The organism is Bordetella genomosp. 7 (genome assembly GCF_002261265.1).
In the GTDB taxonomy this organism is placed as follows: domain Bacteria; phylum Pseudomonadota; class Gammaproteobacteria; order Burkholderiales; family Burkholderiaceae_B; genus Bordetella_A.
Map to the genome: position 1 here is coordinate 442,494 of NZ_NEVK01000003.1, position 20,034 is coordinate 462,527.

Annotated in this window: 18 protein-coding genes; 10 read left to right on the forward strand and 8 right to left on the reverse strand. The window is 66.2% G+C overall.

The features are described from left to right. Positions 1-44 precede the first annotated feature (44 nt). Genes CAL19_RS04485 through risA form a run of 3 tightly spaced genes read right to left on the reverse strand, consistent with a single transcriptional unit; the run spans position 45 to position 2,816 of the window. Complete coding sequence (locus tag CAL19_RS04485) at positions 45-593, reverse strand: peroxiredoxin (protein ID WP_026640301.1); 549 nt, start codon at positions 591-593, stop codon at positions 45-47. Between the two features lie 59 nt (positions 594-652). After that, positions 653-2,047 carry a sensor histidine kinase RisS gene (risS, locus tag CAL19_RS04490; protein WP_432759158.1) on the reverse strand — a complete coding sequence of 465 codons (1,395 nt, stop codon included), beginning with the start codon at positions 2,045-2,047 and terminating at the stop codon, positions 653-655. A 34-nt stretch (positions 2,048-2,081) separates the two neighbouring features. After that, entirely contained in the window at positions 2,082-2,816 is a 735-nt protein-coding gene (risA, locus tag CAL19_RS04495) for a response regulator transcription factor RisA (protein ID WP_026640303.1), read from the reverse strand. A 129-nt stretch (positions 2,817-2,945) separates the two neighbouring features. Here risA and tsaB point away from each other — a divergent pair, with 129 nt between their 5' ends. Next, positions 2,946-4,181 (forward strand): tRNA (adenosine(37)-N6)-threonylcarbamoyltransferase complex dimerization subunit type 1 TsaB, encoded by a 1,236-nt coding sequence (gene tsaB, locus CAL19_RS04500; protein ID WP_094796125.1) that lies wholly within the window; start codon positions 2,946-2,948, stop codon positions 4,179-4,181. Continuing rightward, on the forward strand, positions 4,178-5,083 hold the full coding sequence (locus CAL19_RS04505) for a uracil-DNA glycosylase (RefSeq protein WP_094796126.1): 906 nt from the start codon (positions 4,178-4,180) through the stop codon (positions 5,081-5,083). The genes tsaB and CAL19_RS04505 overlap by 4 nt, the downstream gene beginning before the upstream one ends. A 20-nt stretch (positions 5,084-5,103) precedes the next feature. Here CAL19_RS04505 and lplT read toward each other — a convergent pair whose 3' ends face one another. Beyond that, on the reverse strand, positions 5,104-6,417 hold the full coding sequence (lplT, locus tag CAL19_RS04510; protein ID WP_094796127.1) for a lysophospholipid transporter LplT: 1,314 nt from the start codon (positions 6,415-6,417) through the stop codon (positions 5,104-5,106). A 262-nt stretch (positions 6,418-6,679) separates the two neighbouring features. Here lplT and smc point away from each other — a divergent pair, with 262 nt between their 5' ends. From smc to ligA, 3 genes are read left to right on the forward strand one after another with little or no spacing between them, the layout of a single operon-like run. Continuing rightward, positions 6,680-10,210 carry a chromosome segregation protein SMC gene (gene smc / locus CAL19_RS04515; protein ID WP_026640307.1) on the forward strand — a complete coding sequence of 1,177 codons (3,531 nt, stop codon included), beginning with the start codon at positions 6,680-6,682 and terminating at the stop codon, positions 10,208-10,210. Positions 10,211-10,256: 46 nt separating this feature from the next. Beyond that, positions 10,257-11,309 carry a cell division protein ZipA C-terminal FtsZ-binding domain-containing protein gene (locus CAL19_RS04520; RefSeq protein WP_094796128.1) on the forward strand — a complete coding sequence of 351 codons (1,053 nt, stop codon included), beginning with the start codon at positions 10,257-10,259 and terminating at the stop codon, positions 11,307-11,309. Continuing rightward, positions 11,309-13,408 carry an NAD-dependent DNA ligase LigA gene (ligA, locus tag CAL19_RS04525; RefSeq protein WP_094796129.1) on the forward strand — a complete coding sequence of 700 codons (2,100 nt, stop codon included), beginning with the start codon at positions 11,309-11,311 and terminating at the stop codon, positions 13,406-13,408. The genes CAL19_RS04520 and ligA overlap by 1 nt, the downstream gene beginning before the upstream one ends. Before the next feature lie 107 nt (positions 13,409-13,515). Here ligA and CAL19_RS04530 read toward each other — a convergent pair whose 3' ends face one another. Genes CAL19_RS04530 through msrB form a run of 4 tightly spaced genes read right to left on the reverse strand, consistent with a single transcriptional unit; the run spans position 13,516 to position 15,575 of the window. Further along, on the reverse strand, positions 13,516-14,292 hold the full coding sequence (locus CAL19_RS04530; protein WP_026640310.1) for a peptidylprolyl isomerase: 777 nt from the start codon (positions 14,290-14,292) through the stop codon (positions 13,516-13,518). A gap of 9 nt (positions 14,293-14,301) precedes the next feature. Next, positions 14,302-14,580 (reverse strand): BolA family protein, encoded by a 279-nt coding sequence (locus tag CAL19_RS04535; protein WP_026640311.1) that lies wholly within the window; start codon positions 14,578-14,580, stop codon positions 14,302-14,304. 21 nt (positions 14,581-14,601) lie between these two features. Further along, positions 14,602-15,177, reverse strand: a complete 576-nt coding sequence (locus CAL19_RS04540; RefSeq protein ID WP_026640312.1) for a septation protein A — start codon at positions 15,175-15,177, stop codon at positions 14,602-14,604. Continuing rightward, a complete protein-coding gene (msrB, locus tag CAL19_RS04545) occupies positions 15,174-15,575 on the reverse strand; it encodes a peptide-methionine (R)-S-oxide reductase MsrB (RefSeq protein WP_026640313.1) in 402 nt (133 codons plus the stop codon). The genes CAL19_RS04540 and msrB overlap by 4 nt, the downstream gene beginning before the upstream one ends. A gap of 52 nt (positions 15,576-15,627) precedes the next feature. On the opposite strand from msrB, the gene CAL19_RS04550 reads away from it, so the two are divergent. The 5 genes from CAL19_RS04550 (at position 15,628) to CAL19_RS04570 (ending at position 20,032) form a co-directional block, all read left to right on the forward strand. Then, positions 15,628-16,305 carry an energy-coupling factor ABC transporter ATP-binding protein gene (locus CAL19_RS04550; RefSeq protein WP_094796130.1) on the forward strand — a complete coding sequence of 226 codons (678 nt, stop codon included), beginning with the start codon at positions 15,628-15,630 and terminating at the stop codon, positions 16,303-16,305. Continuing rightward, a complete protein-coding gene (locus CAL19_RS04555) occupies positions 16,305-16,898 on the forward strand; it encodes an energy-coupling factor transporter transmembrane component T (RefSeq protein WP_094796398.1) in 594 nt (197 codons plus the stop codon). Before CAL19_RS04550 ends, CAL19_RS04555 begins: the two co-directional genes overlap by 1 nt. Before the next feature lie 31 nt (positions 16,899-16,929). Further along, entirely contained in the window at positions 16,930-17,490 is a 561-nt protein-coding gene (locus tag CAL19_RS04560; RefSeq protein ID WP_026640316.1) for a biotin transporter BioY, read from the forward strand. A 205-nt stretch (positions 17,491-17,695) separates the two neighbouring features. Next, positions 17,696-18,862: an ABC transporter substrate-binding protein gene (locus CAL19_RS04565; RefSeq protein WP_094796131.1), complete on the forward strand. Its 1,167-nt coding sequence runs from the start codon at positions 17,696-17,698 to the stop codon at positions 18,860-18,862. A gap of 132 nt (positions 18,863-18,994) precedes the next feature. Continuing rightward, on the forward strand, positions 18,995-20,032 hold the full coding sequence (locus CAL19_RS04570) for a branched-chain amino acid ABC transporter permease (RefSeq protein ID WP_026640318.1): 1,038 nt from the start codon (positions 18,995-18,997) through the stop codon (positions 20,030-20,032). The last annotated feature ends 2 nt before the right edge of the window (positions 20,033-20,034 follow it).

Consider the following 20,034-nt stretch of genomic DNA (forward strand, 5'->3'; position numbering starts at 1 on the left):
ATAATCTGGAGCAGGAAAAGCCCGGACGAGCCGGGCCGGAGGTCTTACAGCGTTGCGCCGCCAACCGAACGGTTGCACGGGCACAGTTCGTCGGTTTGCAGACCGTCGAGCAGGCGCAGGACTTCTTCAGGGTTGCGGCCCACGTTCAGGTTGTTGACCGAGACGTGCTGGATGGTGTTGTCGGGGTCGACGATGAACGTGGCGCGGTAAGCAACGCCTTCGCTCTTGTCGCGCACGCCCAGCTGGTCAACCAGCGAGCCGGTCGTGTCGCCGAACTGGTAGTGAGCCAGCTTGTTCAGGTCCGGGTGCTCGCGGCGCCATGCCAGCTTGACGAATTCGTTGTCCGTCGAACCGCCCAGCAGGACGGCATCGCGGTCTTCGAAATCTTTGGCCAGCTTGTTGAAGCCGACGATTTCGGTGGGGCACACGAAAGTGAAGTCTTTCGGGTAGAAGTAGATCACCTTCCACTTGCCCGGGAACGAGCTTTCGGTGATGTCTTCGAACGCCGAAACACCGTTTTCTTCGTGCTGGTTGAAGCCAGGCTTGACGCCGGTGACCTTGAAGGGTTCGAGTTTGTCGCCAACAGTTTTCATAAATGCTCCCGTAGTTGTTGGGTGAAATTAAGGCATGGCCTCAAACCCTAAATTGTACGCTATTGGTTATCGGTGTCTAATTGATAATTCCTAAATTTGGCTTTGGGGATCTCTATCCGGGCGGTAAGCCCGCCGCCTGAACGGGGCAGCATTTTCAGGGACCCGCCCACGTGCTTGAGCAGGCGCTCGACAATGGCCAGCCCCAGCCCGGCGCCGCTGACGCCGGTACGGGCGGCCTCGCCGCGAGAGAAGGGGCGCAGCAGCCGGTCGACCTCTTCGGGGGCAATGCCCGGGCCGCGGTCGGACACTTCAATGACCAGCGTGCTGCCCTCCGCATGCAGGGTCATGCGCAGATGCGCCTGCCCGTCGGTGGACCGGCCGTAGCGCCGGGCGTTTTCGAGCAGGTTGCCGACCACCCGCTTCAGGTCCAGGGCGGTGATCCGTGCGCGCAGGCCCGGCTCGATGGACGCGGTCAGCTCGCCGCCCATCGATGCCGTATGGCTGCGCTCGCGTTCGTAGAGGTCGGCCAGCACGGCGGAAATGTCGGTGGCCATCTGCGGCAGGGTGCCGGCCGGGCGCGCGTATTCCATCAACTGCCCGATGCTGTGGTCGATCTGGCCGAGGTCTTCGTCGATAGCCTGGCGCGCATCTTCGGACACGCCGCTCATTTCGATCTCGAGCCGCATGCGCGCCAATGGCGTGCGCAGGTCGTGCGAAATGCCGGCCAGCATCAGTTCGCGGTCGGCTTCGGTCTGCCGCAGGTCTTTGGCCATGCGGTTGAACGAGGCGTTCAGGTCGCGGATTTCGAGGGGGCCGTGCTCGGGCAGGGGGGCCGGCGTTTCGCCGCGCGAAAGTACCTGGGCCGCGCGTGCCAGGCGTGACAGCGGCCGGTTGACAAAGCCCACGCTTACCGCGGCGCCCACCAGCGAAAGCAGCAGCGCGGTGGCGCCCCAGCCCAGCCATTCGATGCCGCCCGTCAGCCCGATCTGTTCGCGTTCGAACACCAGCCAGTACAAGTCCTGGTTGATCTGGAAACTGACCCAGAAGCCCGGCACCTGATTCACGCCCCATGAAATCTGGGTTTCCGGGCCGAACCGCGAGCGGATATGCTGCGCGACCCGCTGCCAATAGTTGTCGTCGGGCAGGGCTTCGGTAAAGTCGGTGACTTCGCGCGGATAGACCTGGATGCCTTCGTTGGTGGCCAGGTCCAGCAGCAGCTTGCTGCGCTCGGCGTCGTTCGAATAAATAAGCGCCGTGCGGGTGATGTTGACAGCCGTGATGACCCGCTGCGCCATCTGGTTGGCGCGCGGCCCGAGCTCCATGCTGAAGAACACCTGCAGCCACGCGCCCAGGCTGACCAGCATCAGGGCGGCGAGCAGCAGGAACGTGCGCCCGAACAGGCCCAGCCTGAGGCGCGACGTCAGGTTACGGAAGATCTTGCGCAAGCTGGGCACGAGACGGCGCTCTTGCCCCGGTCGGGCGGGATGGTCAGCCGCCGCCATCCGGGACGAATACGTAGCCCAGCCCCCATACCGTCTGGATGAATACCGGCTTGGACGGGTTGGGTTCGATCAGTTTGCGCAGACGCGAAATTTGCACGTCCAGGCTGCGATCGAAAGCTTCGTATTCGCGGCCGCGGGCCAGCTCCATCAGCTTGTCGCGCGACAGGGGGATCTTGGGGTGGCGGGCGAACACCTTCAGGACGGAAAATTCGCCAGTGGTGATCGGCACTTGTTCACCGTTGCGCGTGAGCGTGCGGGTGGACAGGTTGAGCACATACGGCCCAAAGGCGATGGATTCGTTTTCCTGGCTGGGGGCGCCGGGGTGTTCTTCGGTGCCGCGGCGGCGCAGGATGGCGTTGATGCGGGCCAGCAGTTCACGCGGGTTGAACGGCTTGGACAGGTAATCGTCGGCGCCCATTTCCAGGCCGACGATGCGGTCGATTTCTTCGGCCTTGGCCGTCAGCATGATGATGGGCGTGTTGTCGTGGCCCCCACGCAGCCGACGACAGATGGACAGGCCATCTTCGCCCGGCAGCATCAAGTCGAGCACCAGCAGGTCAAAGTGCTCGCGCTGCCAGAGTTTGCCCATTTCTTTGGCATCTTCGGCGACGAAGACGTTGAACCCTTGTTCCGACAAGTAGCGGCGCAGCAGGTCGCGCAGGCGCGGATCGTCGTCGACGACGAGGATCTTGCGGATGGGATTGGTGTTTTGCGTGTTCATGGCCGGAAATGTAACAGTGACGAGAACCAGCGGCTAGTGGGTATTCACAAGATATTACACATTGCGCGGTACAGTTGAAATCCCCCGGTTCCCCCAGGGGCGCGCGCCGGTTTCGTACAATCAGAACCTATGGAATTCAACCTGCTGGCCCTTGAGACCTCCTCGTCGCGTTGCGGGGTGGCATTGCTGCGCGAAACCGCCGTCGGCCCGGTGGTCAGCGTGCGGGAACACGAGGGCTCCCAGGAGCACGCCGAACGCCTGCTGCCCATGGCCGCGGAATTGCTGGCGCAGGCCGGTCTGCAAGCTTCGGACCTGCACGCGGTGGCGTTCGGGCAGGGCCCCGGGGGGTTCACCGGGCTGCGCGTGGCCTGCGGCGTGGCGCAAGGCATGGCCCTGGCCCTTCAGGTGCCGGTGCTGCCCGTGGTGTCCCATCTTGCGGTGGCCGAGCAGGTGGACGCCGTACCAGGCGAGCGGGTGCTGGTGGCGCTTGACGCCCGCATGAACGAGGTCTACCTGGCCGTGTACGAACGCCGCGCCGATGCCGGCCACCCCTGGCTGACATGCCAGGCGCCCATGCTGATCGCCGCGCACCAGGCTGCCGCCTGGGCCATGTACCACCTGGGCGGATCGCCCGGCGCCGGCGAACCGGCGCCGGTCTGCGTGGCGGGCGATGCCTGGGATATCTACGCCGCCGAAATGGCCGTTGCCCCCGGATGGCGGCGCGCGGACGTGGCGCGTCCCAGGGCGGACGCCGTCGCACGCCTGGCGCGCGAGGCGTGGCGACGGGGCGAGGCGGTCGCGCCCGAGCTGGCAGCGCCGCTGTACGTGCGCGACAAGGTGGCCTTTACGACGGCCGAGCGCGAACAGGGACACGGGGGCAACCCGAAGGCGGCGCCGGCCGCGCTGCCCGCCGCCGTGCTGGCCCCCATGACCGAAGCCGACCTGGACGAGGTGGCCGCGCTGGAAGCCCAGGTGCAGGCATTTCCCTGGACGCGCGGCAATTTCGCCGACGCGCTGGCTGCGGGCTACGAAACCCGGGTGTTGCGCGTGGACGGCGAGCTGGCGGGCTTTTGTGTGGCCATGCTGGCTCCCGACGTGGCGCACCTGCTGGTTATTGCGGTAGCCCGGTCGCGGCACCGCCAGGGGCTGGGGGCCATGCTGCTCGACTGGTGCGTCCAGTGCGCCCGCGAACGCGGCCTGCCTGCCGTGCTGCTGGAAGTGCGCCCGTCCAACCAGGCTGCGCTGGCCTTTTATGAACGCCAGGGCTTTCGCCGCATCGGCATGCGCCGCGGCTACTATCCCGCCGCCCATGGCAAGCGCGAAGACGCGCTGGTGATGCAGAAAAGCCTGGGAGACCGGGCATGAGCCAGACGGAAACCGGCGCGCCGCCGCCTAGTATCAATCCGCTGCAGAAATTCTGGCTGCGCGAGATCGGCATCGAGAAAACCTGGCTGCCCGCCGCGCCGCCGAAGGCGCGCGACGCGGCACGGGGTAGCAACGCCGAGCCGGCGCAGGCCTTGCAACCCCGGGCGGCGCCGTCCACGGCCACGCCTGGCGGCGATGCACCGCGGCCGGCGCCCGCCAGGCCGGACGCACCGGCGGCCGCCAGCCCGGCGCCAGAGTCGGCCGCGCCGCGTCCCTTGGCCCGTCCTGCGCCGCCTGCCGTGCCGCCTGCCGCCCCTGCCCGGACGGAACCGGTGGTGCCCGCGCAGGATTTCGAGGCGCTGCGAGGGCAGGTCATCCAGTGCACGGCCTGCGGCCTGTGCAGCGGCCGGCGCCATGCCGTGTTCGGCATGGGCGCGCGCCCGGCGCGCTGGATGGTGGTGGGCGAGGCGCCCGGCGAGCAGGAAGACCGCCAGGGCCTGCCGTTTGTGGGCCGTTCCGGGCAACTGCTCGACGCCATGCTGGCTTCGGTGGGGCTGAGCCGCGAGAAAGACGTTTTTATCGCCAACGTGATCAAGTGCCGCCCGCCGGGCAACCGCAATCCCAGGCCGGAAGAGGTCGCCGCCTGCAGCCCGTACCTGATGCGGCAGATCGAATTGCTCAAGCCCGAGCGCATCCTGGTGCTGGGTCGCTTCGCCGCGCAAACCCTGCTTGGCACTGATGCCACCATAGGCAACCTGCGCGGCCGCGGCCATGTATTCAAGACAGACGACGGGCGCAGCATCCCGATGGTGGTGAGCTACCACCCTGCCTACCTGTTGCGCAGCCCCGCCGAGAAAGCGCGCGCCTGGCAGGATCTGCGGCTGGCCGCGGCGCTGGCCTGAGGCGCCGCGCCGGCGCCGGGCTAGTGCGGGGTTTTCAGGGCCTGGCCATGGCCTTCCTGGCCGATCAGGTCATGCAGCGCGGGGTCGGCGGCCAGGTTACGCCGGCTCCAGCGAATGAAGATCAGCATCAGCACGGTGACCAGCAGGCCGAACAGCACGATGATCATGTTGATGGGCATATCCAGCCATAGCAGGATCGTGTAGATGGCCACCATCAACAGGATATTGAACTGTTCATTGAAGTTCTGCACCGCGATCGAATGCCCGGCCGACAACAGCACGTGGCCGCGGTGCTGCAGCAGGGCATTCATGGGCACCACGAAAAATCCGGCCAGCGCGCCCGTAAGCAACAACAGGGCATAGACGCTCCAGGTGGAGTGCACCAGCGGCATGAGCAGCACCACGAGCCCCATTGCCGCCCCGACCGGCAGCACTGACAGGGCCTTGCGCAGCGGAATGCGGCCAGCCAGGATGGAGCCGACCACGGTGCCCAGGGCGGCCACGCCCATCAGTATCGATGCTTCGTCGAGCCGGTAGCCCAGATGGCGGCGGCCCCATTCGATGACGATGAGCTGCAGCACGGCGCCCGCGCCCCAGAACAGGGTGGTGACGGCCAGCGAGATCTGCCCGAGCTTGTCGCGCCACAGCACCCGCACGTAGCTCGCGAAAGTGATGGTCAGGCGCACGGGGTTCTTCTGCTGGGGCGGGTAGCGCACGTTGGTACCGGGAATCAGCAGGTTGCACAGCGCGGCAAGCAGGTAGACAAAGGCGATGACCAGAATCGCGGCCTCGGCGGGCGTGTGCACCAGGCGGCCCACGACGGGATGCTTGAGCAGCAATTCGGAAGCGGTGGGGGAAATCAGTACGCCGCCCAGAACGGTGCCCAGGATGATGGAAATGACGGTCAGGCCCTCGATCCAGCTGTTGCCCTTGACCAGCATTTCGGGGGGCAGCATTTCGGTGACGATGCCATACTTGGCCGGCGAATACGCGGCCGCGCCTATCCCCACCAGGCCATAGGCCACGCAAACCAGGTAGGTCTGGTGGGCGTGGGGCAGGCCCACGTTGGCATACATGAACATCAACAGACAGCCGCACACTTTCAGCGCATTGGTGGCGAACATGACCCGCCCTTTGGGGAACGAGTCGGCCAGCGCGCCCACGAACGCCGCCAATACGACATAGGCCAGCGCGAACGACCACTTCATGACCGGAGCCATCCAGTCGGGGCCTTGCAGTTCGAGTATCAAGGCTATGGCCGCGATAAATAGCGCATTGTCCGCCAGGGAAGAAAAGCCCTGCGCTGCCATGACCAGATAGAACCCGCGTTTCAAAAGTGCATCCTCGGTGGCGGCCGACCAGAGTCGGCGAGGTGGAAAACGTGTTTCGTATGGAAAAAAGTGTCAGCGAGTATAGCGTCCGACACTCCAGGCGCGGGTTATTAAATACGCTGCCCCGCGCCGCCCGCCCAAGGGGCAGGGGCCTGCCTGGGGTATCATACGATCCGCATCCATGGCCCCGCGGGGCCGTCTGAAGAACCGTGCGGCAGGTCCGTTCAACGCCTTTCGTTCAACCCCACCAGTCCGTCATCGTACTGTGCGCCTCACTCAACTAAAACTCGCCGGCTTCAAATCGTTCGTCGATCCCACCGTGATTCCCGTTCCCAGCCAGCTGGTGGGCGTGGTGGGGCCGAACGGCTGCGGCAAGTCGAATATTATCGACGCCGTACGGTGGGTGCTGGGCGAGGCCAAGGCGTCCGAATTGCGCGGCGAGTCCATGCAGGACGTCATTTTCAACGGCTCCGGAAACCGCAAGCCTGCGGCGCGCGCGTCGGTCGAAATGGTTTTCGACAACAGCGAAGGCCGGGCGGCCGGCCAATGGAGCGCCTATTCCGAAGTCTCGGTGCGCCGCGTACTGACGCGCGACGGCACCAGCAGCTATTACATCAACAATCAGCAGGTGCGGCGCCGGGATATCCACGATATTTTCCTGGGCACCGGCCTGGGCGCCAGGGGTTACGCCATTATCGGGCAGGGCATGATCAACCGCCTGATCGAGGCGCGCCCCGAAGAACTGCGCGTGTTCCTGGAAGAGGCCGCCGGCGTGTCGCGATATAAAGAGCGCCGCCGCGAAACCGAGAACCGCCTGGCCGACACGCGCGAGAACCTCACCCGCGTCGAGGACATCCTGCGCGAGCTGGGCAGCCAGCTGGAAAAGCTCGAGGCGCAGGCCGAAGTGGCGCGGCAGTACCGCGAACTGCAGGCCGATGGCGAGAAAAAGCAATTTGCCCTGTGGCTGCTGAAAGAAACCGGCGCGCGCGAAGAGCGCCAGCGTAAAAACCAGGAAATCGCCCAGGCCCAGAACAATCTGGAAGCCGCGATCGCCAGCCTGCGTTCCGGCGAGGCCGAGCTCGAATCGCGCAGGCAGGCGCACTACGCCGCCAGCGATGCCGTGCACGCCGCGCAGGGCAAGCTGTACGAGGCCAATGCCCAGGTCAGCCGCCTGGAAGCCGAGATCCGCCACGTCGTCGAATCGCGCAACCGCCTGCAGGCGCGCCGCGACCAGCTGCAGCAGCAGATCGCCGAATGGGATTCCCAGCAGACCCATTGCGTGGAACAAATCGCCCAGGCCGAAGACGACCTGGCCGCCGGCGCCGCCCGCACCGAAGAAGCGCGCGCCATGGCCGAAGAGGCGCAGGCCGCCTTGCCCGCCATCGAGGCCCGGGTGCGGGATGCCGCCGCGGGCCGCGACGACATGCGCAGCGCATTGGCGCGTGTCGAACAGAACCTGGCGCTGGTGGCGCAGTCCCAGCGCGATGCCGACCGCCAGTTGCAGAACCTGGAACAGCGTCGCGAGCGTCTGCAGCAAGAGCTGCGCGAATTGCAGGCCCCCGATCCGGCGCGGCTGGAACAGCTGGCGGGCGACCGCGCCCAGGGCGAAGACCAGCTCGAGCAAGCGCAGCGCGAACTCGCCACCCTGGAAGCGCGGGTGCCCGAGGCCGACGCCGAGCGCAGCCGCGCCCAGGCCGCCGCCCACCAGGAAGCGCAGAACCTGGCGCGCCTGGAAGCCCGGCTGGCCGCGCTGGTCAAGCTGCAGGAAGATGTGCAGAAACAGGGGGCGCTGGAGCCTTGGCTGGCCAAGCACGAACTCGCCGGACTCGGCCGCCTGTGGCAGAAGCTGCATATCGAGCCCGGCTGGGAAAACGCCCTGGAGTCCGCGCTGCGCGAACGCATGGCGGCGCTCGAAGTCCGCAGCCTCGACTGGGCGCGCGCCTTCGCGGACGACGCGCCGCCCGCGCGCCTGGCCTTCTACCAGATGCCGGCGGCAGCGCCGGCGCCGGCCGCGCCGCCCGGGCTGACACCGCTGGCCAGCCTGCTGCGCATCACCGATCCCGACCTGCGTACGCTGCTCAACAACTGGCTGGGCAACATCTATACCGCCGCCGACGTGGGCCAGGCCCTGGCGGCGCGCGACACCTTGCCGCCCGGGGCGTCGTATGTGGTCAAGGCCGGCCATCTGGTCGACGCGCACAGCGTGCGCTTCTATGCGCCCGATTCAGAGCAGGCCGGCATGCTGGCCCGCCAACAGGAAATCGAGAACCTTCAGCGCGAGGTCAAGGCGCAGCAACTGATCGCCGACCAGGCCCGCGCCGCAGTGGCGCGTGCCGAGGCAGCCTGGCAGCAGATATCGCAGGCGGTGGCGCCCGCCCGCCAGCGGGTGGCCGAAGTAACCCGCCGGGTGCACGACATCCAGCTCGACTATTCGCGCCTGCAGCAGCAGGCCGAGCAGTCCGGCGAGCGCGCTTCCCGCCTGCGCCAGGATCTTGACGAAATCGCCGCGCACGAAGAAGACCTGCGGGCAACCCGTGAAGAGGCCGAAGCGCGTTTCGAGGCCCTGGACGCCGAACTCGCCGAGCACCAGTCGCGCTTTGCCGACGCCGAGATCGCCGGCGAAGACCTGGCGGCCCAGGCCGAGGGCGCGCGGGCGCGGCTGCGCGAACTCGAGCGCGCCGCCCAGGAAGCCGAGTTTGCCGAGCGCGCCACGCAGTCGCGCATCGCCGATCTGCAGCGCAACCGCCAATTGGCCGCCGACCAGAGCCAGCGCGCCGCGGCCGAGCTTGAGCAACTGCAGGCAGACCTGGCCGAACTCGACGCATCGGCGTCGCAGGCAGGCCTGCAGGACGCCCTGGAGGCGCGCGCCGAGCGCGAAGAAGACCTGTCGCGGGCGCGCCAGGAACTCGACAACCTGTCGGCGCTGCTGCGCGGCGCCGACGAAGAGCGCATGCAGCAAGAGCGGGCGCTCGAGCCGCTGCGCGCGCGCATCACCGAATTGCAACTGCAAGAGCAGGCGGCGCGCCTGGCCGAAGAGCAGTTTACCGAGCAGCTCAATGCGCGCGAGGTCGACCGCCAGGCGCTGGCCCAGGAGCTCGCGTCGATGCCGGACGAATGGCGTCGCGCCAATTGGCTGCAGTCTGAAGTCAGCCGCATTTCGCGCCAGATCGATTCGCTGGGCTCTGTGAACCTGGCCGCGCTCGACGAGCTCAATGCCTCGCGCGAGCGCAAGGAATTCCTTGATTCGCAGCAGCAAGACCTGCTCACGGCGATCGATACGCTGGAAGACGCCATACGCAAGATCGACCGTGAAACGCGCGAGCTCCTGCAGGCCACCTTCGATACGGTAAACCAGCATTTCGGCGAGCTGTTCCCCAAGCTTTTCGGGGGCGGGGAAGCCAAGCTGATGATGACCGGCGACGAAATCCTCGATGCGGGCGTGCAGGTCATGGCGCAGCCGCCGGGCAAGCGCAACAGCACCATCCACCTGCTGTCCGGCGGAGAAAAAGCCCTGACGGCCACTGCGCTGGTGTTCGCGCTGTTCAAGTTGAACCCCGCGCCGTTCTGCCTGCTCGACGAAGTGGATGCGCCGCTCGACGACGCCAATACCGAGCGCTACGCCAATCTGGTAAGCAGCATGAGCGAGCAGACCCAATTCCTGTTCATCTCGCATAACAAGATCGCTATGCAGATGGCAAAGCAATTGATCGGCGTTACGATGCAAGAGCAGGGGGTGTCGCGTATCGTCGCCGTAGATATTGATTCGGCCGTGCAGATGGCCGCCGAAGCCGCATAAACCAACTATGAGATGGCGCTGCCTTGCCAGCGTACAGGGTTAACACATGAGCGACTTGCAGATCGGGCTGATTGCCCTGGGTGTGCTGCTGATTTTGCTGGTACTGGGTTTCAACTGGTGGCAGGACCGCCGGGCGCGCAACCGGATGCAGGTGCATTTCCCCGCCACCGAGCAGGATCCGCTGCTTGGCGTGCAGGACGCGCGCGCGGGCGGCCCCGATACGTCGCGCCGCGAGCCGGGCATCAACCTGACTGCGACGGCGGCGCCCCCGGTCGAGCCGGGCACGGATGCCGACGACGCCGACGAGCCCGATGCCGGGTGTGAGATCGTTATTGAAGTCAGCTTTGGCGAGCCGGTGCGCGGCGCCGACCTGCTGCCGCACGTGCAAGGGTTGCGCCAGGCCGGTCGCAAGCCGGTGCGCGTGTTTGCCACCACCGAGGCCGGACGTCACCGCGCGCGCGTGCATCCGGGCGAATCGTATGCATCCCTGCAGCTGGCCGTGCTGCTGGCCAACCGCAGCGGCCCGCTGACCGCCATCGAATGGTCGCAAGCCTGGGCGCGAGCCCAGGACCTGGCCGACCGTTTCGACGCCACGATCGAAGGGCCCGACCAGCAGCTGGTGCTGGAGCGGGCGGCCAAGCTGGACGACATGTGCGCTGCGCTCGATACCCAGGTGGGCCTGACTCTGCTGCTGGGTGCGCCGCGTTCGGCCGCCGAAGTGGTGGGCGTGGCGCGCGAACTCGGCTTTGCGCCGCATGGCCCCCGCCTTGCCTGGCTGGCCGATAACGGCGTGCCGCGCTTTACGCTTTCGCGCGGCGATGGCGCGGCTTTCGATGACGGCATGGCGCCGGTCGAGCAGCTGTTGATGCTGCTGGATGTGCCATGTTCGCCCGCCGATCCGCGCGCGTTCGGCCGCATGGTCGATGTGGGCCGCGATCTGGCCGCCCGGCTGCAGGCCGAACTGGTGGACGACCAGGGCAAGCCGCTGGTCGATGGCGCCGAGACGGTCATCGATGAGCGTCTGCAGGTCTTGTTCGGGCAGCTTGACCAGGCCGGCCTGCCTGCGGGCAGCCCCCGCGCGCAGAAGGTGTTTGCCTGATGGCGGCAAGGATCGATGCCGAACAGGCAGCAAGGCGCGCCGCCGAGCTGCGTGCCGAGATCGAGCAGCACAACGAGCGGTATTATGTCCACGACGCGCCGACGATTTCCGATGCCGAGTACGACGCGCTGATGCGCGAACTGGCGCAGCTGGAAGCTGATTTTCCCGAACTGGTCACGCCCGAGTCGCCCACCCAGCGGGTGGGCGCGGCGCCCCTGTCGGCCTTCGGCAGCGTCAGCCACGCAGTGCCCATGCTGTCGCTGGGCAATGCGTTCGACGCAGAAGAGGTCCAGGCCTTTGACCGCCGCGTGGCCGACACCTTGCGCGGCGCCGGCCTGCTCGGGCCCGACGAATCGCCCGAATACTTCTGCGAACAGAAGCTGGACGGGCTGGCCATCAGCCTGCGCTACGAAGCGGGAAAGCTGGTGCAGGCCGCCACGCGCGGCGATGGGCAGACCGGCGAGGACGTAACGTCGAACGTACGCACGATTCGCGCCGTGCCGCTGCACCTGAAGGGCGAACCGCCGCGCGTGCTCGAGGTGCGCGGCGAGGTCCTGATGAACCGGGCCGACTTCGAAAGCCTGAACCGCAGCCAGGCGGCCCGCGGCGAAAAAGTGTTTGTGAACCCCCGCAACGCTGCCGCGGGCAGCCTGCGGCAGCTCGATCCGCGCATCACCGCCAAGCGGCCGCTGCGTTTCTTTGCCTACAGCTGGGGCGAAGTGCATGGCTTGCCGGGGCGCCAGGCCGAATTATTTTCCGAGCCCGCGCCGGGCGCCCGCCAGCAGTCCACCCTGCCGCATGAGCGCCACAGTGCGATGCTGGACTGGTTGGCCGAGCTGGGCCTGCCCGTGAACAAGCGGCATAACCGTCGCGCCAGCGGGGCGGCGGGTCTGCTGGAATATTACGAACAGGTAGGCGGCGAGCGTGCGAACCTGCCCTACGACATCGACGGCGTGGTCTACAAGGTGGACTCGCTGCCGGCCCAGAAGGTGCTGGGGTTCGTGGCGCGGGCCCCGCGCTTTGCGCTGGCCCACAAGTTTCCCGCCGAAGAGGCCAGCACGCGCCTGGTAGACATCGAGGTGCAGGTGGGCCGTACCGGCGCCATTACGCCGGTCGCGCGCTTGCAGCCGGTTTTCGTGGGCGGGGTGACGGTGACGAACGCCACCCTGCACAATGAAGATGAAATCCGCCGCAAGGATGTGCGCATCGGCGACACCGTTATTGTGCGCCGCGCGGGCGACGTGATTCCGGAAGTCGTCGGGCCCGTGCCCGACAAGCGCCCGGCCGATGCGCGCGAATTCGTCATGCCCAAGTCATGTCCCGTGTGCGGCTCGGCCATCGAGCGCACCGAGGATGAAGCCATTGCCCGCTGCACGGGCGGCTTGTTCTGCGCGGCGCAGCGCAAGCAGACGCTGCTGCACGCGGCCGGCCGCAAGGCGCTCGACATAGACGGCCTGGGCGAAAAACTGGTCGACCAGCTGGTTGAAAGCGGGCGGGTCAAATCGCTGGCAGACCTTTACAGCCTGACCGCGTTCGAACTGGCGGCGCTGGACCGCATGGGCAAGAAGTCGGCCGAGAACCTGGTGGCGGCCATCGACAAGGCCCGCACACCCACTTTGGGGCGGCTGCTGTTCGCCCTGGGCATCCGGCACGTGGGCGAAACGACCGCCCGCGACGTGGCGCGCCACTTCGGCAGTATCGAGAGCATCATGCAGGCCGACGAAGAGGCGCTGGCCAGCGCGCCGGACGTCGGGCCGGTGGTGGCGGGCTCGATCAGGCGCTTCTTCGCCGAGCCGCACAATCGCGAAATCATCGAGCTGCTCAAGGCCCAAGGCGTGCATCCGGTGGCCGAGGCCGGTCCGCAGGGCGACACCCTGTCGGGCAAGACCTTCGTGCTGACGGGCACCATGCCGAATTGGACGCGCGATGACGCCACGCGCCACATCCTGGCTGCCGGAGGCAAGGTCAGCGGATCGGTATCCAAGAAAACGGCCTATGTGGTGGCCGGCGAAGATGCAGGCAGCAAGCTGCTAAAAGCGCAGGAGCTGGGCGTGCCCGTACTGGACGAAGACGGCTTGAAGGCACTGCTGGGCATGTAGTCGCCGGTGTGCGCAGGCGCTGCTGGACGGTGGCGCGACGCGTATCGACACCCCGAAAACAAAACACCCCCGCGCAAGCGGGGGTGTTTTGCCTGGCGCGGCGCGCCTTACTTGATGGTGGCTTTTTCGCGCAGTTCTTTCTGGTAGTCGGCCAGCTTTTGCTGGCGCAGCATTTCTTCGAGCTGCGGGCGCACCTGGTCCAGCGGCGGGAATTCCACCGGGCGGGTGTCTTCGACGTCGATGATGTGCCAGCCGAACTGGGTCTGTACCGGCTTGTCGGCCAATTGGCCTTTCTTCAGGCTGTTTACCGTATCGGCGAACGGCTTGACATAGTTGGTGGGCGAGGCCCAGCCCAGATCGCCACCGTTGGCGGCGCTGCCCGGGTCTTTCGAGTTTTTCTTGGCCAGGTCGGCGAACTTGGATTTGTCGCGCTTGATCTGGGCGAGCAGGTCGTTGGCGGCCTTTTCGTCTTCAACCAGGATGTGGCGGACCTTGTATTCCATCTGGCTGGATTGCTGTTGCTTGATCTTGTCGTATTCGGCCTGCACTTGCTGGTCGGTGACGGGGTGCTTCTGCAGGTATTCGGCCATCAGGGCGCGCACCAGGATGCCCTGGCGGGCCAGCTCGATTTCGGTCTGCACATCGGGCTGCTTGGCAATGCCGTCTTTTTCGGCGGCCTGCACGAAGATCTGGCGGTTGATCATTTCTTGCTTGACCTGCTCGCGCAGCTGCGGCGTGTCGGTGGCGCCCTGGCTGACCAACAGTTTCACGAATTGATCCAGGCTTTGCTGCGTAATGGCCTTGCCATTGACGGTGGCGGCGTTCTGCGCAAAGGCCGGTACGGCGACCGCGCAAGCCGCGGCCAGCATCACGATGCGTTTCATGGGTTTCCTTTAGGGGTTGGACTTGGGGGCTTGGGCATCGAGCGCAAGCGCATGGATGGGGTGGGGGATCAGATCGCGCAAAAGATCATACACCAGGCGATGGCGCGCAACGGGTGACAAACCGGCGAACCTGGCCGACACAATATGCACGTGGTAATGGCCCGCGCCGCCTTGCGCGCCGGCGTGTCCGGCATGCAGGTGCGAGTCGTCGCGGATGTCGAGCGCGAGGGGGTCGAGCCCGGCGAGACGGCTGCGTATGAGGTCGATGCGTTCGGTGGATGCAGACATGGAAAAACGCCCGGGTGAGGGTCAGTCTTGGCCGGCGTCGGAGCCGCTGCCGGGCTGGCGCGGCTGTTGCATGTGGCGGCCCAGCCAGAGCGACTGGCCGATGACGAAGACCAGCAGCAGCCCCATCAGTCCGAAGACCTTGAAGTTGACCCATTGGGATTCGGTGAAGTGGCCGGAAAACGCGACGTATAGATTGATGGCGCCGGCCGCCAGGAAAAACAGCGCCCAGCTGAGGTTGAGTTTTTCCCATGCGGGCGCGGGCAGTTCGATTTGCTTGCCCAGCAGCCGCTGCATCAGGTTGCGCCCGAACAGCAGGCGCGCGCCCAGCAAGGCGCCGCCGAACAGCCAGTACAGCACCGTGGGCTTCCATTTGATGAAGACGTCGCTTTGCAGCCACAGCGTGGCCCCGCCGAAAATGACGATGACCGACAGGTTGATCCAGTGCGTGGCTTCGATTTGCTTGCCGGTGGCGCGCAGCCAGATGAACTGCGCCACGGATGCGGCGATGGCCACCGCGGTGGCGGCATAGATGTCGGCGAACCGGTACGCGATGAAGAACAGGATCAGCGGAAACAGGTCGAACAGGAATTTCTTCATTCAGTCTCGAGCGGTTCGAATTTGAGCGACAGCGAATTGATGCAGTAGCGCAGGCCGGTGGGCGGGGGGCCGTCCGGGAAAACGTGACCCAGGTGGGCGTCGCAGATGTTGCACAGCACTTCGGTGCGGACCATGCCGTGCGACGTGTCGGTTTCTTCGCGCACGCGCGCTGGGTCCAGCGGCTCGAAGTAGCTGGGCCAGCCACAGCCTGCGTCGAATTTGGTGTCGGAGGCGAACAGCGCGGTGCCGCAGCCCACGCAGCGATAAATGCCGTGGTCGGTGGTGTTCCAGTAGCGGCCCGTGAATGGCCTTTCGGTGCCCTTGCGGCGCACCACGGCGTATTCTTCGGGCGTAAGCTGGGCCTGCCATTCGGCTTCGGATTTTCGTACTTTGTCCATATGCGTTCTTGGAGTCCCGTTCCGCGAAATGGTTCGGGCATAATCCCGCTCCATGTTAATCGAGTTTGACCGGGCTGTTGTGGCCACGCCGCAGTCGCAGGCGCTGAAGGGGGTCACCCTGACCCTGCAGCAGCGCCGCATCGGCGTGGTCGGCCCCAACGGGGCGGGCAAGAGCACCCTGGCCAAACTGCTGAACGGGCTGGTGCTGCCCACCTCCGGGCGCGTGCTGGTCGATGGCCTGGATACCCGGCGCGAGGTGAAAGCCGTGCGCCGCAAGGTGGGGTTTGTATTCCAGAACCCCGAAAACCAGATCGTCTATCCCATCGTGCGCGAAGACCTGGCCTTCGGCCTGAAGACGCTGCGCCTGGATGCCGCCGAATGCGGGCGCCGCATCGAAGCCTGCCTGCACGCACTGGGCATCGCACATCTGGCCGACCGCGCCAGCCACACCCTGTCCGGTGGAGAATGCCAGCTTGTGGCGCTGGCGTCTGTGCTGGTCATGGAGCCGTCATTGGTGGTGTTCGATGAGCCCACCACTCAGCTCGACCTGCGCAATCGCAACCGCGTGGCGCAGGCCATCGGCGCGCTGGATCGTCCGGCACTGGTGGTCAGCCACGACCTGGACCTGCTGCGCGATTTCGACCGTGTGCTGGTGGTGGTGGACGGCCAGGTCGCCGCCGACGATGCGCCCGGCCCGGCGCTGCACTGGTATCGCGAGCACTGCGCATGATGCTCGAACCCTTGTACGTCAATCGCGTCAGCCTGCTGCACCGGCTGCCGGCGGCGCTGAAGCTCGCCGTGCTGCTGGCGGCCGGGCTGGCATTGTTCGCTGTGCACGACCTGCGCTGGCTGGGCGGCGCGGCGGGGCTGGCGGCGCTGCTGGCCGCGTCTACCGGGGTGCGCGTCGCGGCGCTGTGGCGCCAGGTGCGCGCACTGGTATGGATATTGGCAGCCATCGGCGCGTTCGCCGCCTGGTTCCAGGGCTGGCTGGCCGCCGCCGAGATCCTGTTGCGCCTGTGCGCGCTGGTGGGGCTGGCGCTGGCGGTGACGTTCTCGACCCGCACGTCCGAGCTGGTGGCGGTATGCGAGAAAGCGCTGCTGCCCCTGGAACGCCGCGGGCTGCTCGACGCCGGCAAAGTGGCCCTGGCGCTCGCGCTGGCCCTGCGCTTTGTGCCCGAGATCTGGCGGCATTATCTGGAAATTCGCGAAGCCCAGGCGGCGCGCGGCCTGGACCGGCATCCGCTGGCCTTGCTCGTGCCGCTGATCGTGCGTACGCTCAAGCGCGCCGACCAGGTGGCGCAGGCCATTGACGCGCGCGGCTAGCCGCGCTTTTTTTATCTTGCCAGGGATTCCCATGAAAACCCGAGACCTCGTGCTGATCGCCCTGTTTGCGGCGCTGATCGTGGTGCTGAGCCTGATGCCGCCTATTCCGCTGCCGGCGATTCCGGTGCCCGTCACGCTGCAGACACTGGGCACCATGCTGGCCGGCGCCATGCTCGGGCCGGTGCGCGGCGGCCTGGCCTGCCTGCTGTATCTGGCGCTTGCCGCCATCGGCCTGCCTGTGCTGCCCGGCGGCCGGGGCGGGCTGGGCGTCTTCCTGGGGCCCACGGGCGGCTTTCTGGTCGGCATGGCGGCGGGAGCCTGCGTGACCGGCTGGCTGGCCAGTCATGCCGTGCGGGCGGGGCGCCCCGCGGCCGCGGTGGCGGGCTACTTTCTTGCCTGCGTGGCGGGCGGTATTGCGGTGGTCTACGCGGTGGGCGTGCCATGGCTGGCGGCCGTGACACAGATGCCATTGAACAAGGCGGCGCTGGCCGTGGTTGCGTTCGTGCCGGGCGACCTGCTCAAGGCGGCCGTCGCTTCCTGGGTGGCGTGGCGGGTGGAAAGGGTGTGGCCGGTGCTTCGGGAATCCCCTTAATGACGCTCCTGATCAAGTTCGGCAAGATTTGTTATTGTCGAATGCATTTGATTTTTGCGCGACAAACTAGGGAAGTTACGGGGTTTTATTTAGGGTGTATTTGATACACTTCAACGCCTAATATCCGATTTTCTGTATGACGTTCAACCGGGCTCGACCCTCCCGCCGGGGGGGCACAACAAGAGTCCACACAGGAGACAACACTATGACGCGCAAGCATTTCGGCTTGTCCATGGCCGCTGCGGCCGTTGCCCTGAGCCTGCCGCTGCTGGCCAGCGCGCAAGTAAAGGTGGGGATCACCATTGCCAGCACCGGCCCCGCCGCTTCGCTGGGCATTCCCGAGCGCAACACCGTCGCCCTGCTTCCTTCCGAAGCGGCCAGCCAGAAAATCGAATGGATCGTGCTCGATGACGCCACGGATACCACCCAGGCGGTGAAGAACTCGCGCAAGCTGGTCACCGAAGACAAGGTCGACGTGCTGGTAGGCACCTCTATCACGCCCGGGTCTCTTGCCATGGTGGACGTCGCGGCCGAAGCCAAAGTGCCGATGATCAGCGTGGCGGCCAGCGCCAAGATCGTGGAGCCCGTCGACGACAAGCGCCGCTGGGTGTTCAAGACCCCGCAGAATGATGCGCTGATGGCCAGCGCGCTGGCCGACGCCATGGCCAAGGCCAAGGTCAAGACGCTGGGTTTCATCGGGTTTGCCGACGCGTACGGCGACAGCTGGCTGGCCGTCATGCGCGATGCCGTCAAGGGCAAGGGCATCGAGATCACCGCGGTGGAAAAATACGGCCGCACGGACACCAGCGTGACCGGGCAAGTGCTCAAGCTGGTAAGCGCCAAGCCCGACGCGATTCTGATCGCCGGCGCCGGCACGCCGTCGGCCCTGCCGCAGAAAGAACTGCGGGCCCGCAATTACCAGGGCACCATCTACCAGACCCACGGTGCGGCCAATAACGACGTGCTGCGTGTTTGCGGCAAGGACTGCGAAGGTATGCTGCTGCCGGCCGGGCCGCTGCTGGTTGCCGCCCAGCTGCCCGACAGCAACCCGGTGAAGCAGTCCGCGCTGCAATACACCAAGGCCTACGAGGCCAAGCACGGAGACGGCTCCACCAACACCTTCGGCGGCCACATGTGGGATGCCGGCCAGTTGATCGTTGCCGCCGTGCCCGTGGCGCTCAAGACGGGCGCCAAGCCCGGCACGCCGGAATTCCGCGCGGCCATGCGCGACGCGATCGAAGGCGTCAAGGACCTGGCCGCATCGCAAGGCGTATTCAACATGAGCGCCACCGACCACGCCGGCCTGGACGAACGTTCGCGCGTCATGGTCAAGGTCGAAAATGGCAAGTGGGTGTATCAGCCCGAGCTGTAATTCAAACTGCCGGCGCGGCTGTGCAGCCCGCCGGTTTCTCCACGCACCGGCCGCCTGGCCGGTGTGTCGCATTCGCAGGACAGCCGGCCGCGCCCACCGGCGATGCCCAGGCCTCCTTAAGGTAGTGGTTCGATGGATTTCACGATAGCGCTCATCCTGCTGCAGGACGGCATCGTCAACGGCGCCATCTATGCCCTGTTGGGCATGGCCCTGGTGTTGGTATTTACCGTTACCCGCGTCATCTTCATTCCGCAGGGCGAATTTGTCGCGTTCGGAGCGCTGACGCTTGCCATGCTGGTCAATGGCCGCATGCCGGGCACTGCGTACTTGCTGCCCCTGATGGGCGGCATCGTGTTGCTGCTGGAGCTGGTGCGTGCGGTGCGCACGGGGTCGTGGGCCGCGCTGCCCAAGGTGCTGCTCAGTTGCGTGGCCCTGCCGCTGGCGCTGTTGTGGCTGACTTCGGCTTACGTTGCCGAGGGCAATTCGTTGTGGCTGAACATGCTGCTGACCCTGGCGCTCATTATCCCGATGGGGCCGATGGTGTATCGCATTGTGTACCAGCCCCTGGCCGAGGCGACGGTGCTGGTGCTGCTGATCGTTTCGGTGGCCGTGCACTTCGCGCTGACCGGCCTTGCGCTGGTGTTCTTCGGCGCGGAGGGCTGGCGCACGCCGGCCTTCGTCAGCGGCCAGTTCAACCTGGGGCCCGCAACCTGGTCGGCGCAGAGCCTGTTCGTGGTGGGCACCTGCGTGCTGCTGATCCTGGCGCTGTGGCTGTTTTTCGACAAGACGCTGTACGGACGGGCGTTGCGCGCCACCGCCGTCAACCGGCGCGGCGCGCGCCTGATGGGCATCAGCACCAGCATGTCCGGCAGCCTGACCTTTACCCTGGCCGTCGGCATAGGCGCGATGTCGGGCATGTTGATCGCGCCCATTACCACCGTTTATTACGACACCGGCTTTCTCATCGGCCTGAAGGGGTTCGTGGGCGCCATCATCGGTGGGCTGGCGAGCTACCCGGTGGCCGCGCTGGGAGCCGTGCTGGTTGGCGTGCTGGAAGCCTTTTCGTCTTTCTGGGCCAGCGCCTACAAGGAAGTGATCGTGTTTACGCTGATCATCCCGGTTCTCGTGTGGCGTTCATTCGGCAGCCATCATTCGGATGACGAGGAATAAGC